General features: G+C 72.1%; 13 protein-coding genes. 7 read left to right on the top strand and 6 right to left on the bottom strand.

The genetic code is table 11. The features are described from left to right. The first annotated feature begins 148 nt into the window (after positions 1–148). A complete protein-coding gene (locus OG521_33265; GenBank protein WUW25369.1) occupies positions 149–343 on the top strand; it encodes a hypothetical protein in 195 nt (64 codons plus the stop codon). A 38-nt stretch (positions 344–381) separates the two neighbouring features. Next, positions 382–1,974: a type IV secretory system conjugative DNA transfer family protein gene (locus tag OG521_33260; GenBank protein ID WUW25368.1), complete on the top strand. Its 1,593-nt coding sequence runs from the start codon at positions 382–384 to the stop codon at positions 1,972–1,974. Positions 1,975–2,052: 78 nt separating this feature from the next. On the opposite strand, the gene OG521_33255 is transcribed toward OG521_33260, so the two are convergent. Beyond that, entirely contained in the window at positions 2,053–3,552 is a 1,500-nt protein-coding gene (locus tag OG521_33255; GenBank protein WUW25367.1) for a PLP-dependent aminotransferase family protein, read from the bottom strand. Between the two features lie 102 nt (positions 3,553–3,654). Between OG521_33255 and OG521_33250 the strand changes: the two genes are divergently transcribed. From OG521_33250 to OG521_33235, 4 genes are all read left to right on the top strand, one after another. Beyond that, entirely contained in the window at positions 3,655–4,311 is a 657-nt protein-coding gene (locus tag OG521_33250; protein ID WUW25366.1) for a hypothetical protein, read from the top strand. Then, a complete protein-coding gene (locus tag OG521_33245) occupies positions 4,308–5,072 on the top strand; it encodes a glycerophosphodiester phosphodiesterase (GenBank protein WUW25365.1) in 765 nt (254 codons plus the stop codon). Before OG521_33250 ends, OG521_33245 begins: the two co-directional genes overlap by 4 nt. Positions 5,073–5,118: 46 nt before the next feature. Further along, positions 5,119–6,504, top strand: a complete 1,386-nt coding sequence (locus tag OG521_33240) for an MFS transporter (GenBank protein WUW25364.1) — start codon at positions 5,119–5,121, stop codon at positions 6,502–6,504. 275 nt (positions 6,505–6,779) lie between these two features. After that, on the top strand, positions 6,780–7,154 hold the full coding sequence (locus OG521_33235) for an RNA polymerase-binding protein RbpA (protein WUW25363.1): 375 nt from the start codon (positions 6,780–6,782) through the stop codon (positions 7,152–7,154). A gap of 230 nt (positions 7,155–7,384) precedes the next feature. Here OG521_33235 and OG521_33230 read toward each other — a convergent pair whose 3' ends face one another. The 4 genes from OG521_33230 to OG521_33215 all read right to left on the bottom strand — a co-directional run bounded on the left by OG521_33230 (position 7,385) and on the right by OG521_33215 (position 11,451). Then, positions 7,385–7,960 carry an FxsA family protein gene (locus tag OG521_33230; GenBank protein ID WUW25362.1) on the bottom strand — a complete coding sequence of 192 codons (576 nt, stop codon included), beginning with the start codon at positions 7,958–7,960 and terminating at the stop codon, positions 7,385–7,387. Positions 7,961–8,027: 67 nt separating this feature from the next. After that, positions 8,028–8,795 (bottom strand): polyprenol monophosphomannose synthase, encoded by a 768-nt coding sequence (locus OG521_33225; protein WUW25361.1) that lies wholly within the window; start codon positions 8,793–8,795, stop codon positions 8,028–8,030. 527 nt (positions 8,796–9,322) lie between these two features. Continuing rightward, positions 9,323–10,963: an amidohydrolase gene (locus OG521_33220; protein WUW25360.1), complete on the bottom strand. Its 1,641-nt coding sequence runs from the start codon at positions 10,961–10,963 to the stop codon at positions 9,323–9,325. 47 nt (positions 10,964–11,010) lie between these two features. Next, positions 11,011–11,451: an Lrp/AsnC family transcriptional regulator gene (locus OG521_33215; protein WUW25359.1), complete on the bottom strand. Its 441-nt coding sequence runs from the start codon at positions 11,449–11,451 to the stop codon at positions 11,011–11,013. A gap of 202 nt (positions 11,452–11,653) precedes the next feature. Here OG521_33215 and OG521_33210 point away from each other — a divergent pair, with 202 nt between their 5' ends. After that, positions 11,654–12,055: a hypothetical protein gene (locus OG521_33210; GenBank protein WUW25358.1), complete on the top strand. Its 402-nt coding sequence runs from the start codon at positions 11,654–11,656 to the stop codon at positions 12,053–12,055. A gap of 433 nt (positions 12,056–12,488) precedes the next feature. Here OG521_33210 and OG521_33205 read toward each other — a convergent pair whose 3' ends face one another. After that, complete coding sequence (locus tag OG521_33205; protein ID WUW25357.1) at positions 12,489–13,661, bottom strand: acyl-CoA dehydrogenase family protein; 1,173 nt, start codon at positions 13,659–13,661, stop codon at positions 12,489–12,491. Positions 13,662–13,915 lie beyond the last annotated feature (254 nt).

Genomic DNA, 13,915 nt, shown 5'->3' with positions numbered 1-13,915 from the left:
CGCCGGAGGCCGCCCACCGGAGCCTCCGCGTCCGCCAGTCCAGTGAAAAAACCGACTTTTCACCCAATTGCAGCTTTTATCCTATAGATACTTCCGGTGAGCTTGGAAGGACTCATGGTGACTGTCCCCCCAACCAGGAGAACCACTCATGATCCTTTCCATGTCAGGCGTCGTCATCCTCGGCATCATCGTCTTCCTGTTCTTCAGGAAGGACGGCCTCAAGGCTTCGCACGCCCTCGTCACCGCCCTGTTCGGCTTCTACCTGGCCGGCACCGCCATCGCACCGAGCATCACCGCGGGCGGAGCGAGCCTCGCCGGCCTCTTGGGCGGGATCAAGTTCTGACCCTCCGCTCCCGCTCCCACCCCCTTCAGGAGACAGACGTGGCCCGGCGACCACTCCCCCGCATTCTGAGCAGCGGCAGCGCTTCGATCACTCGCAGTCGAGAGTTCGCGCGCACGGCCGCCGACAGCGCCACCGACGTGCTCCATCCGCTGATCATGATCACTCGTGGTCTGCGGCTGCTGGCCGGTGCAGGACGGCAGAAGTGGGCCGCGACGCCCAAGGACCGGCGTGGTCCCACGCTGTTCCTCGTCGCGGCCTGCGTGCTCGTGGTCGCGCTCATCCCGTACGGGCCGCTCCTGGCTCTCGTCACGGTGATGGGCGCAGCCGCATGGAAGGGACGGGAACGCACACCCGTCAAGACCGGCCCCGACGAGGCGGAGACCGGGCGCCTGCAAGCCCTGTACGAGGCGCTCGTGCCGTACTTCTCGACGGCCGACGACCCCAGTCCGCTGTTCGCCCACGGCGGCGACTGGGACAAGGTCTTCAGTGGGTACGCGTTCGACGGAGACGGCCGTGTCAGCCGTCTCAGCGTCACGTACCCCGCCTACTTCACCGACAGCGAGGCCGACTCCCGGGCCCGGATCGAACAGCTGCTGCACGCCAAGTCGGGCCGCGGCCGGGAGTACCGCTTCAGCTGGGACGAGGAGGGCAACCGGCTCGTGATGAACGTGCTCGACGCCCTGCCCACCTCAATCACCGCCCAGCGCTTCGTCACCGCCCCCGGCGAGACCGTCCTCGGCTTCACCGACGAGGACGCGGTGCAGCGCACCGTGCCGGTCAGCGACGGCGACGACACCCGGGACGCGCCCGGGGTCGTCTGGCGGACCGGCGCCCGCTCCACAGAGCCGCACCTGCTGATCGCCGGCCAGCCCGGCAGCGGCACCACCACGCTGATGCGCTCCATCGCCCTGCAGGCGCTCCAGCAGGGCGACGTCCTGATCATCGAGGGCAGCGGCACCGGAGAGTACGCGTGCTTCACCGGACGCGAGGGCGTCCTGGCCGTCGAGTGCGGGCTCGCCGGCGCGCTGTCCACCCTGGAGTGGGCGGCCAGCGAGACGGAACGGCGGCTCATCGAGGCCAACCGGGCCCGGCAGTCCGGTCACGCCGCGCCCGAGGACACCCGGCGCCCGCTCTGGATCCTGCTGGACCGGCCGAGCGTGCTCGGCCACCTCGCCGCAGCCGACGGCGGGCCCGATCCGCAGGAGCTGCTCCAGGTGCCGCTGCGGCACGGCCGGGCCGCCAATGTCACCGTCGTGATGACCGAGCAGTCCGACACACTCGACGGCCTGAGCGAGACGGTACGGACCCACACCAGGGCCCGGGTCGTGCTCGGCCAGTGCTCCCCCGCCCAGATCGAGTCGGTCCTGGGCCTGGAACCGCACACCACCCCCACCCCGGACGTCCCGCCCGGCCGTGGGTACGCGCGCCTGGGCACCGGCCCGGTGCTGCGCATCCAGGTCCCCGCCACCCCCGATCCGTACGACGACGCGACGAGCGAGGCACAGCGCCAGGCGGTGCTGGGTCTGCTGCCAGAACGGCGTACGGCGATCGAGGCGAACGTGCCCGACCCGGTGACGGCGGAGACCGTGACCGCCTCGGTCGGCATCGAGGGACTCGCCCTCAGCGACTGAGCAGGCGGAACAGCAGGACGGAGGCGGGGGCCCGCGGATCCGCGGGCCCCCGCCTCCGTCCTGTCAGGATTCAGGCGCTCAGGCCACGAAGGTGCGGGGCGCCTCGGCCCCCGCGCCGGCGCCCGAGCCGACCAGCTGGGCGGCGGCCGCGAGCCGAAGCGCCGCCTCCTCCGCCACCGGACCGCCGACCGTGAACGGCAGCCGCACATAACCCTCGAAGGCTCCGTCGACCCCGAACCGCGGCCCGGACGGCACCCGCACCCCGACCCGCTCCCCCGCCACCGCGAGCCGCGAGCCGGACAGGCCGCCGGTGCGCACCCAGAGCGTCAGCCCGCCGCGCGGGACCGCGAACTCCCAGTCCGGCAGCTCCCGGCGCACCGCAGTGACGAGCGCGTCCCGGTTGTCCCGCGCCTGCTCCCGGCGGATCTGCACGGCCTGCTCCCAGCCGCCGGTGCGCATCAGCCAGTTGACGGCCAGCTGTTCGAGGACCGGGGTGCCCATGTCCGCGTACGCACGGGCGGCGACCAGGCTGCGGATCACGTCCGGGGCGGCGCGCACCCAGCCGATGCGCATCCCGGCCCAGAAGGCCTTGCTGGCCGAACCGACGGTGAGGACGGTGCTGCCGGCCGGGTCGAAGGCGCAGACCCGGCGCGGCATGTCCACGTCGTCGTCCAGGTACAGCTCGTGCATCGTCTCGTCGACGACCAGGACCGTGCCGGCCGAGCGGGCGGCATCCACCAACGCGCGGCGGCGGTCCTCGTCGGCCAGCGCCCCGGTCGGGTTGTGGAAGTCCGCGACGACGTAGGCGAGCCGGGGAGCCGCGTCCCTCAGCACCTGGCGCCAGCGGTTCATGTCCCAGCCGCCGAGCCCCTCCTCCATGGCCACCGGCACCAGACGGGCGCCGGCCTCCCGCATCAGCTGGAGGATGTTGGCGTAGCTCGGGGACTCCACCGCGATCCGTTCGCCGCGGCCCGCGAAGAGGTGACAGATCGCGTCGATCGCGCCCATCGCCCCGGTGGTGACCATGATCTGCTCGGGCATCGTCGGGATGCCGTCGGCGGTGTACCGGTCGGCGATCATCTGCCGCAGCGCGGGGAGCCCCGCCGGATAGTCGCCGTGGGTGTGCGCGTACGGCGCCAGCTCCTCCAGGGCGCCCTGGACGGCCCGGGTCAGCCACGGTTCGGGGGCGGGCAGCGAGGCGCAGCCCAGGTCGATCATCGATCCGAGCGCCTCGGGCGGCAGCGGTTCCAGTCCGCGGGCGGGCAGCGGGTTGCCCGCAGGCACCGCCGTCCAGCTGCCGGCCCCGCGCCGCGACTCGAGGAAGCCCTCGGCCCGCAGTGCCTCGTAGGCGGCGGCGACCGTCGTACGGCTGACGGAGAGGGCCAGCGCCAGTTCGCGCTCGGCGGGCAGCCGGGCGGCGACCGGGACCCGGCCTTCGAGGACGAGCAGCCTGATCCCGTCGGCGAGCGCGCGGTAGGCCGGCGGCCTGCGGGTGCCGGGGCCCGCGGGCCGGGGCTGCTGGGCGTGGAGCTGCCGGGCGAGCTGTGCCGCACCGACGGCCGAAGTCCACTGCGCCATGAGAATCAGTCCACCTTCCTCGGATTGGCCATAGTTGGCAGCCAATCCCCTGCCACAGAGTGACATGCAGCAGTCCACGACCACCACACCAGGGGGCACCACTTGTCCATCACCGCCGTGCCGCGCGGGGCGCACCGTCGCCTGATCCAGCTCTACGCGGGCCTGGCCCTGTACGGGGCGAGTTCGGCACTGCTGGTCGTCGCCGGCCTCGGCCTGGAGCCGTGGGGCGTGCTGCACCAGGGGCTCGCCGAACGCACCGGGATCAGCATCGGCGTCGTCTCGATCATCATCGGCGCGATCGTGCTGCTGCTCTGGATCCCGCTCCGCCAGCGGCCGGGGCTGGGCACCGTATCGAACGTCTTCGCCGTCGGTCTCGCGATGGACGGCACCCTCGCGCTCGTCCCCGAGGTGCACGGGCTCGTGGCGCAGGCCGGGGTGATGGTGGCGGGGATCGTCCTCAACGGTGTGGCGACCGGGCTCTACATCGCCGCCCGGTTCGGTCCCGGACCGCGCGACGGACTGATGACCGGGCTGCACCAGCGGACCGGCCGGTCCATCCGGCTCGTCCGCACGGCGATCGAGGTGGCGGTCGTGGCCACCGGATTCCTGCTCGGCGGTTCCCTCGGCGTGGGCACGGTCCTGTACGCCCTGGCCATCGGCCCGCTCGCCCAGTTCTTCCTGCGCTTCTTCGCGATCACGGAAAGCGGTGGCACCACGGTCACCGCCCCGCCTTCCGCGCAGGCCATACTGCCGCAGTGACTTCCGTACGCCACCCCTATCTGGACCACCCCGCACCGCTCGCGTTCGCCCACCGGGGCGGGGCGGCGGACGGGATCGAGAACACGGCGGCCGCGTTCCGCCGCGCCGCCGACGCCGGGTACCGCTACTTCGAGACCGATGTGCACGCCTCGGCGGACGGCCGGCTGGTCGCCTTCCACGACTCCACCCTGGACCGGGTCACGGACTCCCGGGGCCGGATAGCGGAGCTGCCGTGGAGCGAGATACGGCGGGCCCGGGTGGCCGGGCGTGAGCCGCTGCCCCTGTTCGAGGAACTGCTGGAGGCGTTCCCCGGGGCCCGCTGGAACGTGGACATCAAGGCCGGCCCCGCCCTCGGACCCCTGGTCGAGCTGATCCGCCGGACGGACTCCTGGGACCGGGTGTGCGTCGGTTCGTTCTCCGAGGCCCGGGTCGCCAGGGCGCACCGGCTCGCGGGCCCCCGGCTCGCCACCTCCTACGGCGTCCGCGGAGTCCTGGGGCTGCGGCTGCGCTCGTACGGCATTCCGGCGGCGCTGCGGTCCGGCGCGGTCTGCGCGCAGGTCCCGGAGAGCCAGGGCGGTGTACGGGTCGTCGACCGGCGCTTCGTGCGCGAGGCGCACGCGCGCGGACTCCAGGTGCACGTCTGGACGGTGAACGAACCGGAACGGATGGCAGCGCTCCTGGATCTCGGAGTGGATGGCATCATGACCGATCACATCGAGACGCTGCGTACGGTGCTGAGCGAGCGGGGGGCCTGGGCCTGACGCCGGCCCGGATGACGTCTCCCCGGGGAGAGACGAGGGGTGCGCCATGACCGCCGAGACCGCGGACACCGCCGAACCGGCGGACGGCACGGGCGGTACGGGCGGTCCCGAGGAGCGGCGGCGGGAACAGCGCGGCTGGTACTTCTACGACTTCGCGTGCTCCGTCTACTCGACGAGCGTCGTCACGGTGTTCCTCGGGCCGTATCTGACCTCGGTCGCCAAGGCCGCCTCCGACGCCGAGGGGTACGTCCATCCGCTGGGCATCCCGGTCCGCGCCGGATCGCTCTTCGCCTACACGATCTCGGCCTCGCTCGTGCTCGCCGTGATCCTGATGCCAATGGCGGGCGCCGCGGCCGACCGTACGGGCCGCAAGAAGCCGCTGCTCGCGGTGGCGGCGTACACGGGTGCCACCGCGACGGCGGCGATGTTCTTCCTGGACGGCCACCGCTATCTGCTCGGCGCGTTCCTCCTCATCGTGGCGAACGCCTCGATCTCGGTGTCGATGGTGCTCTACAACGCCTATCTGCCGCAGATCGCGGAGCCCGACGAACGCGACGCGGTCTCCTCCCGGGGCTGGGCCTTCGGCTACACGTCGGGGGCGCTTGTCCTCGTCCTCAACCTGATCCTCTACACCGGCCACGACTCCTTCGGCCTCTCCGAGTCGGACGCGGTGCGGATCTGTCTCGCCTCGGCCGGTGTCTGGTGGGGTGCGTTCACCGTCATACCGCTGCGCCGGCTGCGCGACCGGGCGATGCCCGGCGGCGGCGAGGCGGCTGGTTCCGGAGCGGTCGGCGCCGGGTGGCGGCAGCTGAGGGCGACGTTGCGCGACATGCGCCGTCACCCGCTCACCCTCTCCTTCCTGCTGGCCTACCTCGTCTACAACGACGGCGTGCAGACCGTGATCTCGCAGGCCTCCGTCTACGGTTCCGAGGAACTGGGCCTCGACCAGACGACGCTGATCACGGCGGTGCTGCTGGTCCAGGTGCTCGCCGTCGCCGGGGCCCTCGGCATGGGACGGATGGCCCGGGTCCACGGCGCGAAGCACACGATCCTCGGGTCGCTCGTCGTCTGGACGCTGATTCTCGTCGCCGGCTACTTCCTGCCCGCCGACTCGCCGGTGTTCTTCTACGCACTGGCGGCGGCGATCGGCCTGGTCCTCGGCGGCAGCCAGGCGCTGTCGCGCTCGCTCTACTCGCATCTGGTGCCGCGCGGCAAGGAGGCCGAGTACTTCTCCGCGTACGAGATGAGCGACCGCGGACTGAGCTGGCTGGGGCCCCTGGTGTTCGGGCTCGCGTACCAGCTGACCGGCAGCTACCGGGATGCGATCATCTCGTTGGTGATCTTCTTCGTGATCGGTTCCGTGCTGCTCGCGAGGGTGCCGGTACGGCAGGCCGTGGCCGCGGCGGGCAATCCTGTTCCCGAACGGATTTAGACGTTGAAGTGAAAGGCCGGTAGTGTACGCCTTTGGCCTGCCCGGGAGGACCGTTACTGCGAGTGGAAGCACCCGAACCGTTGGGTGACAACTTCCGCCAGATGTGACAAACCGGGCATGGGCGGGTACATGAACACTCGCAAACCTGAAAATGCAGCGGCACGACGGGCGACGCATGACCGGCAACGGGAATCTTTGCCGCCGACCGGACGTTGACCGGATGACGACGACAGCGACACCTGTCCTGTGGGCGACAAGCCCGGGAGGCACGATTCATGAGTGAGCGAGCTCTCCGCGGCACGCGACTCGTGGTTACCAGCTACGAGACGGACCGCGGCATCGATCTGGCCCCGCGCCAGGCGGTGGAGTACGCATGCCAGAACGGACATCGATTTGAGATGCCGTTCTCGGTAGAGGCGGAAATTCCGCCGGAGTGGGAGTGCAAGGCGTGTGGCGCCCAGGCACTCCTGGTGGACGGGGATGGCCCCGAGGAGAAGAAGGGCAAGCCTGCGCGCACGCACTGGGACATGCTCATGGAGCGGCGCACACGCGAGGAGCTGGAGGAGGTGCTGGCCGAGAGGCTGGCGGTTCTGCGCTCCGGCGCCATGAACATTGCCGTGCATCCGCGGGACAGCAGGAAGTCTGCCTGACCGCGTAGCACCGCATCGAGACAGAGCCGCGGGCCGCGACACCTTGTGTGTCGCGGCCCGCGGCTCTGTGCGTGGGCCTTGGGCGGCCGACTGCGGGGGTGCGGTGCGGGTTGCCCTCTTGGACCTGGGCCCGTCTCGGCGGTACGGCTCGGTCCCGTTCGGCCGAGGCCTGAGACATCCTCGAGCGCCGGACGGGCTTGGTACTCGCCGGACGGGCCTGATCCGGCCGGTTACTTCGTCAGCGGCGGGCGCGGGGGGTCCGTCGGGTTGGGGGGCTCCTCGCGGATCACCTCGCCCTGGACGACCTTTCCGTCCGGGCGGTGCATGCGGGCCTGCTGGAAGGCGTCCGAGAGGCCGCCGGGGGCCGCTGCGGTCATCCGGCGTTCCAGCGAGCGCTCCGTGTACCTGCTGAGGGCCGACCGGACCGGCGGCACCAGGAGCAGCAGTCCCGCCACGTCCGAGATCATCCCCGGAATCATGATGAGCAGCCCGCCGAGCATCAGGAAGCCGTTGCCCCGGGTGCTCGAAGGGGCGGGCGAAGAGCCGGCCGCTCCGGGCTGCCCCGGCATCTGCTGGAGCGTCTCGGTGAGATTGCGGAAGGCGCGGCGGCCGGCCCGCTTCATCACCACGGCCCCGAGGACGACCCCCGCGGCCAGGAGCAGCAGCACGGTGAAGGCGCCTGCCGCGTCCGCCACCACGATGAGCAGCCAGATCTCGAGCACCGCCCAGGCGGCGATGGCGAGAGGTACGAAGGTCCGGGCGCGCGAGCGCCTGCGGGCGGTCGGGGGCGGTGTGCCGGTCGTCATACTCCCAGTGTGCCTGGCCCGGCGTCCGGACGGGGTAAGGGGGTGACGGCGGCCCACCGCGGCCGGATCAGGGCGTGCGGCGGCCGAGCACCCGGTTCGTACGGCTGGTGACGCCCCACGCGGTCACGCGCCACAGCGCCTCGACGAGGATGTCGCGGCTCATCTTGGAGTCGCCGACCTCCCGGTCCACGAAGGTGATCGGGACCTCGACGACGTGGTAGCCGGCCTCGATCGAGCGGCGGGCCAGGTCGACCTGGAAGCAGTAGCCCTGCGAGGCGACCTCGTCGAGGCCGATGCCCTGCAGGGTCTCGGTGCGGAAGGCCCGGTAGCCGCCGGTGACGTCGCGCGTCTGCAGCCCGAGCATGATCCGCGAGTACGTGCTGCCGCCGCGGGAGATCATCTCGCGGGACTTGGGCCAGTTGACCACCCGGCCGCCCGGCACCCAGCGGGAGCCGAGGACCAGGTCGGCACCCTTGAGGGCGGTGAGCAGCCGGGGCAGTTCCTCGGGCTGGTGGGAGCCGTCCGCGTCCATCTCGACGAGGACGCCGTAGTCGTGGTCCATGCCCCAGCGGAAGCCGGCGAGGTAGGCCGCGCCGAGCCCCTCCTTGCCCTTGCGGTGGAGCACGTGGACCTGGCCGTCGGCCGCGGCCAGTTCGTCGGCGAGCTTCCCGGTGCCGTCGGGGCTGTTGTCGTCGGCGACCAGGATGTCGGCCTCCGGCACGGCGGCGCGCACCCGGCTGACGATCGGCTTGATGTTCTCGGCCTCGTTGTAGGTCGGAATGATCACCAGAGCTCTGCCGAGCGGGCCGTATCGCCTCTGACCGCCGTCGTTCACTTACTGCCCCTTAAGTCCGTACGCAGGTGCACACCATATCGAGCGCGGCGGCGCCGCAGACCGGCCCGGTCGGGCGGCGCGGCAAGCGGCGGCGGACAGAAGAGCGGAAGTGCGGACAGAACTGCGGATCGGGGCCCGGCGTCCTTCGGGCCGACCTGGGACCCGCCGGCTGCGGGTCGACCTAGAGCCGTTGTCTACTGAACGTCCGGGCCCCACCCGGGTCGCACCCTCCGCCCGGCTGAAACCTTCCCTCGCCCCCGAGGCGCGGGCGCTGAACCTGGCTGTCAGTGGCGGTACGCCGGTGCGGCGCACCACCCCATGACCCAGCGGCGTTCGACGACTGCGTGGACGTTTAACCGGTCGGACGTCCTGTGGTGGACTCGACCGAACCTACCGGCCGGTGGGCGCATTCTGTCAATAGTTGCCTGACCTGCATCGTTTACCGAACGTGCCTGGTCAGTCCCGAAGATCCCCAGGTCGTGGCAGAGCGGGGGCACCTTCGATCGGCGGTACGAAATGTCCGGACGTCACTCGTTCGGCCGTACGTAGACAGTTTGTCCGAACACGACCGTGCGCAGGCAGACCGGGAGTTCGCCGCCCGGGCTGAGATCGGGCAGCCCGGGCGTCCCGGACCTCGGGTCGGTCGACCAGCGGGCGACCCGGTCGTCCGGGGCCTGGACCACCAGTTCGTCGGTGCGCCAGACCGCGTAGTCGGCCGGGGCGCCGGGCACCAGGGTGCCCGCGTCGTCGCGGCCGACGGCCCGCCAGCCGCCCCTGGTGTGGGCGGTGAAGCCGGCCCGTACGGAGATCCGGTGCTCGAGCGTCCGGTGGAACGCGGCGGCCCGCACGGTCCCCCACGGGTCCAGCGGGGTCACCGGGCTGTCGGAGCCGAACGCGAGGGGCACACCGGCCCGCAGGAGCGCCGCGTAGGGGTTCAGGGTCCTGGCCCGCCCGGCGCCCAGCCTGCGGGCGTACATGCCCTCCTCACCGCCCCAGGCGGCGTCGAAGGCGGGCTGCACCGAGGCGGTGAGGCCGAGTTCGGCGAAAGCGGCGACGGTCTCGGGGGTCAGCATCTCGGCGTGCTCGATGCGGTGCCTGGCGGCCCGGACCCGGCCCAGGCCGACCTTCTCGGCCGCCGCCCTGAAGCCGTCGACGACGGCGGTGAGCGCCGCGTCGCCGATGGCGTGGAAGCCCGCCTGCAGCCCGGCCCCGGTGCACGCCGCGACATGGGCGGCGATCTGCGCGGCGTCCAGATGGGCGGTGCCGGAGACCGGCGCGTCCGCGTACGGCTCGTGCAGGCAGGCGGTGTGCGAGCCGAGCGAACCGTCGACGAAGAGGTCCCCGGCCGCGCCCACCGCGCCGAGCTCCCGCACACGCTGGGCGTCCTTCTCGTCGCCGACCCGCTCGGCCCAGTAGCCGAAGACCCGCGGCCCCGGCTGTCCGGCCGCGAGCTTCAGCAGCGAGATGAAGTCCTCCTCGTCGGAGATGTCCGGGCCGCCGCACTCGTGGACCGTGCCGATCCCGAGGGACGCGGCACGCGCCAGCGCGGCCCGCTGGGCGTCGGCGCGCTGCCGCGGAGAGACGGCGCCGTGGGCGGCCGCGCGCACCGCGTGGTGGGCTGCGCCGGTCAGCGGCGCGTCGGGCCGGTAGCCGGTCATCGCGGTGACGCCGGGGACGAGATCGAGCAGCGCGGTCGTCACGACCGCCGAATGCACGTCGACGCGGGGCAGGTAGACGGCCCGGCCGGCCGCCGCCTCGTCGAGCTCGGCGCGTGAGGGCGGGCGCTGCTCCGGCCAGCGCGTGGCGTCCCAGCCGTGGCCCAGGACCACCCCGCCCGCGGGGTGCGCCGCCACGTACGTCCGGACGAGGGCGAGGGCCTCGCCGAGGGTGCGGGCTCCGGAGAGGTCGAGGCCGGTGAGGGCCAGACCGGTCGACGTGGTGTGCACGTGGGCGTCGGTGAACGCGGGCGTGACCAGGGCCCCTTCGAGGTCGATCACTTCGTCGACGCCGCTCGCGAAGGCGTCGGCGGCCCCTTCGGAGCCCACCCAGGCGACATGCCCCCGTTCGACCACCATGGCGGTGGCGAAGGGGTCGGCGGGGCTGTGGACGTCTCCACCGCGCAGCAGCACGGTGCGGTGTTCGCTCTGGGGGGCGGTGCTCTCGGTCATGAGCACCAGTCTCCCGCCTGCCGGGGCGCGGGCGGCGCGCGACCCCCTCAGATCTGCGGCGGGCGCGCCTCGTAGGGCGTGGAGAGCACCACGGTGGTGCGGGTGGACACCCCGGCGAGCGAACGGATCCGGGTGAGGAGGTGCTCCAGCTCCAGCGGGGTCGCGACCCGCACCTTGAGGATGTAGTTCTCGTCGCCCGCGACGCTGTGGCAGGCCTCCAGCTCGGGGACACCGGCGAGCCGTTCCGCGATGTCGTCGGGAGCGCTCGGGTCGAAGGGCTTCACCGAGATGAACGCGGTCAGGGGCAGCCCGACGGCCTCGGGGTCGACGACCGCGGCATAGCCCCGGATCACCCCGCGCTGCTCCAGCCTGCGGACGCGCTGATGAACGGCCGAGGTGGACAGGCCGGTGGCCTTGCCCAGGTCGGTGTAGCTCATCCGCCCGTCCTTGACGAGCAACTCCACGATTTGACGGTCCAGCTCCTCCATATGGATCAATCTATGGCCCCGGCACCCTCCAGGCACAGCCGTGTGCGGCCGGGAGAGGCACCTGCGGCGGGCATGTGACCAATGCCACAGGTTTACGGGTCAGTAGCCGGGCGCCTCGCGGTTACCGCGGATGCCCGACGGGAAGTGCTTGCTGTGGTCGAGGCCGTGGCGCCTTGTCGGCCCACCCGAGGGGGGAATTCCCATGCAGAGCCTGAAGCTCACCGGACGTACCGAACCGGAGCCCGTTGATCCTTTCGAGGACACCGCTCCCGACGCGTACGACACGTTCGAGATGTACCGGGTCATCTGCCCGGACTGCGCGCAGCCCATCGCGCTCCTGGCGGACGAGGACGTGCTGCCGGAGCACGCGCTGTGCCCCACCCCGTGGAACCCGTTCGTCCTGACGGTGTGCGCCGGCACCGGCCGTGCCGCGTCGAAGGCCCGGCCGGCCGACGAGTCGGCCGACGCCCAGGAGCAGGAGACGGCCCTGCTGCTGACGCTCCCCCAGGGACTCGACTGGAGGATGCAGCCGTTCTCGCACGCCGGCAGCAGCGGCTCGCGCCCGTTCCGGGTGCCGCAGCAGCTGCGCCGCGACGCCGCCTGAGGCAGCCCGGGCCCGGTCCCGTCGTCCTCGGACGGCGGGGCCGGGAGACCGGCGCCGCAGCGGGGTGGCAGCCGCCCCTGCGGCGCGCCATGAGGACCTGACGAACAGGCGCCCGAATCGGCCGGGCAGTGACCCGGCGCCGCCCCGCGCCGTTGGCCCGTCATGACCCTGCTGCACTCCACGGCCGGCCCCGGTCGCCGCCGCCTCGCCGCTCCGGCCTCCGAAGAATCGGTTCCGCAGTCCCGCACGGCGCCGACGCAGACCGAGACGCCGCGTCCGGCGCCGCGCTCCGGGCCCCACTCGACCGATCCGCCCATCTACCGGGCGCTCCTGCGGCACTGGGAGGGCACCGGCCGGACCCTGCCGGGCCGCCATGACCAGGAGTGGAACCGGATCATGACGACACCGGTGTGGTCGGACCGGCCGCTGCGGGTCAGCGGGTCTCAGGACCCGCGAGGTGGCGGGCGATGACCATCCGCTGGATCTGATTGGTCCCCTCGACGATCTGCAGCACCTTCGCCTCGCGCATCAGCCGCTCGACGGGGAAGTCCAGCGTGTAGCCGTATCCGCCGAGCACCTGGACGGCGTCGATGGTGACCCGCATCGCCGCGTCCGTGCAGAACAGCTTGGCCATGGCCGCCTGACGCGAGAAGGGGCTGCCGGCGTCGCGCAGCCGGGCGGCCTCGAGGTAGAGCGCGCGGCCCGCCTCGATCTGGGTGGCCATGTCGGCGAGCATGAACCGCAGTCCCTGGAAGTCCGCGATGGGGCGGCCGAACTGCTTGCGCCCGGTGGCGTAGGCGACGGCCTCGTTCAGCGCCGCCTGGGCCACACCGATGGCGCAGGCCGCGATGCCCAGCCGGCCGGAGTCGAGCGCGGACAGGGCGATCGCGAAGCCCTGCCCCTCCTCACCGATCCGGCGCGCGTCGGGCACCCGCACCCCGTCGAAGTGCAGCTGGGCGGTGGGCGATCCCTTCATCCCCATCTTCTTCTCGGGGAGGGCGGCGCTCAGCCCCGCCGCGTCGCCGGGGACGAGGAATGCGGTGATGCCGCGGGCACCCTCGGCTCCGGTGCGGGCCAGGACCGTGTAGAAGTCGGCGACGCCGCCGTGGGTGATCCACGCCTTGGTGCCGGTGATCACCCAGTCGTCGCCGTCCCGGACGGCCTTGGTGGTCAGGGACGCGGCATCGGAACCCGAGGCGGGCTCGGAGAGGCAGTAGGCGCCCAGCAGGCCGCCGCCGAGCATCGCCGGGAGGTGTTCGGTCTGCTGGTCCTTGGTGCCGTAGCCGGCGACCGCGTGACAGGCCAGGGAGTGGACACTGACGCCGAGTCCGACGGTGAGCCGGGCGGCGCTGAGCTCTTCGAGGACCTGGAGGTAGACCTCGTACGGCTGGTCGCCGCCGCCGTGGGCGGAGTCGTAGGGCAGGCCGAGCAGTCCTGACTCGGAGAGCAGGGTGAAGACTTCGCGCGGGAACCGGCCCGCGTCCTCCTCCTCGGCCGCCCGCGGCGCGATCTCCCGTTGGGCGATGTCGCGGACGAGCGCGATGAGTTGCCTGGATTCCTCGGTGGGCAGACGACGTTCCACCAACTGCGGGGCACGGTCGGACATGACGGCGCTCTCCTCCCTGTCGGGCGTTGCGGCGGTCGCGCGCGCGGGGTGTGAGCGGCGCCGCCGGGGGATCTCCGGACGATGCCCGGAAAACACTGCTGCCCAGCCGATGTTGCCCTCCCGGATTACGAGAGGCGCTGGCCAGCGGCTGTGGCGGCTTGAGTATGCCCGATCGGACGGTATCCGTCACCGGTTGACAGAAGACGCCCGGAAAGAGGCGGTGACGGCCGGGACGATCACCGGAATTGGTCCGA

The sequence above is a fragment of the Streptomyces sp. NBC_01463 genome, from assembly GCA_036227345.1.
Classification (GTDB): domain Bacteria; phylum Actinomycetota; class Actinomycetes; order Streptomycetales; family Streptomycetaceae; genus Streptomyces.
The sequence above is the reverse complement of the archived record's forward strand: the minus strand, read 5'-3'. Positions and strand labels throughout refer to the sequence as shown.

What these genes read in the sequence shown, in the direction of transcription:
- OG521_33230 (WUW25362.1), bottom strand. Translation starts at nt 7,960, where the DNA reads ATGACGACCGGCACACCGCCCCCGACCGCCCGCAGGCGCTCGCGCGCC.
- OG521_33215 (WUW25359.1), bottom strand. Translation starts at nt 11,451, where the DNA reads ATGGAGGAGCTGGACCGTCAAATCGTGGAGTTGCTCGTCAAGGACGGG.
- OG521_33205 (WUW25357.1), bottom strand. Translation starts at nt 13,661, where the DNA reads ATGTCCGACCGTGCCCCGCAGTTGGTGGAACGTCGTCTGCCCACCGAG.
- OG521_33210 (WUW25358.1), top strand. Translation starts at nt 11,654, where the DNA reads ATGCAGAGCCTGAAGCTCACCGGACGTACCGAACCGGAGCCCGTTGAT.
- OG521_33220 (WUW25360.1), bottom strand. Translation starts at nt 10,963, where the DNA reads ATGACCGAGAGCACCGCCCCCCAGAGCGAACACCGCACCGTGCTGCTG.
- OG521_33240 (WUW25364.1), top strand. Translation starts at nt 5,119, where the DNA reads ATGACCGCCGAGACCGCGGACACCGCCGAACCGGCGGACGGCACGGGC.
- OG521_33265 (WUW25369.1), top strand. Translation starts at nt 149, where the DNA reads ATGATCCTTTCCATGTCAGGCGTCGTCATCCTCGGCATCATCGTCTTC.
- OG521_33255 (WUW25367.1), bottom strand. Translation starts at nt 3,552, where the DNA reads ATGGCGCAGTGGACTTCGGCCGTCGGTGCGGCACAGCTCGCCCGGCAG.
- OG521_33235 (WUW25363.1), top strand. Translation starts at nt 6,780, where the DNA reads ATGAGTGAGCGAGCTCTCCGCGGCACGCGACTCGTGGTTACCAGCTAC.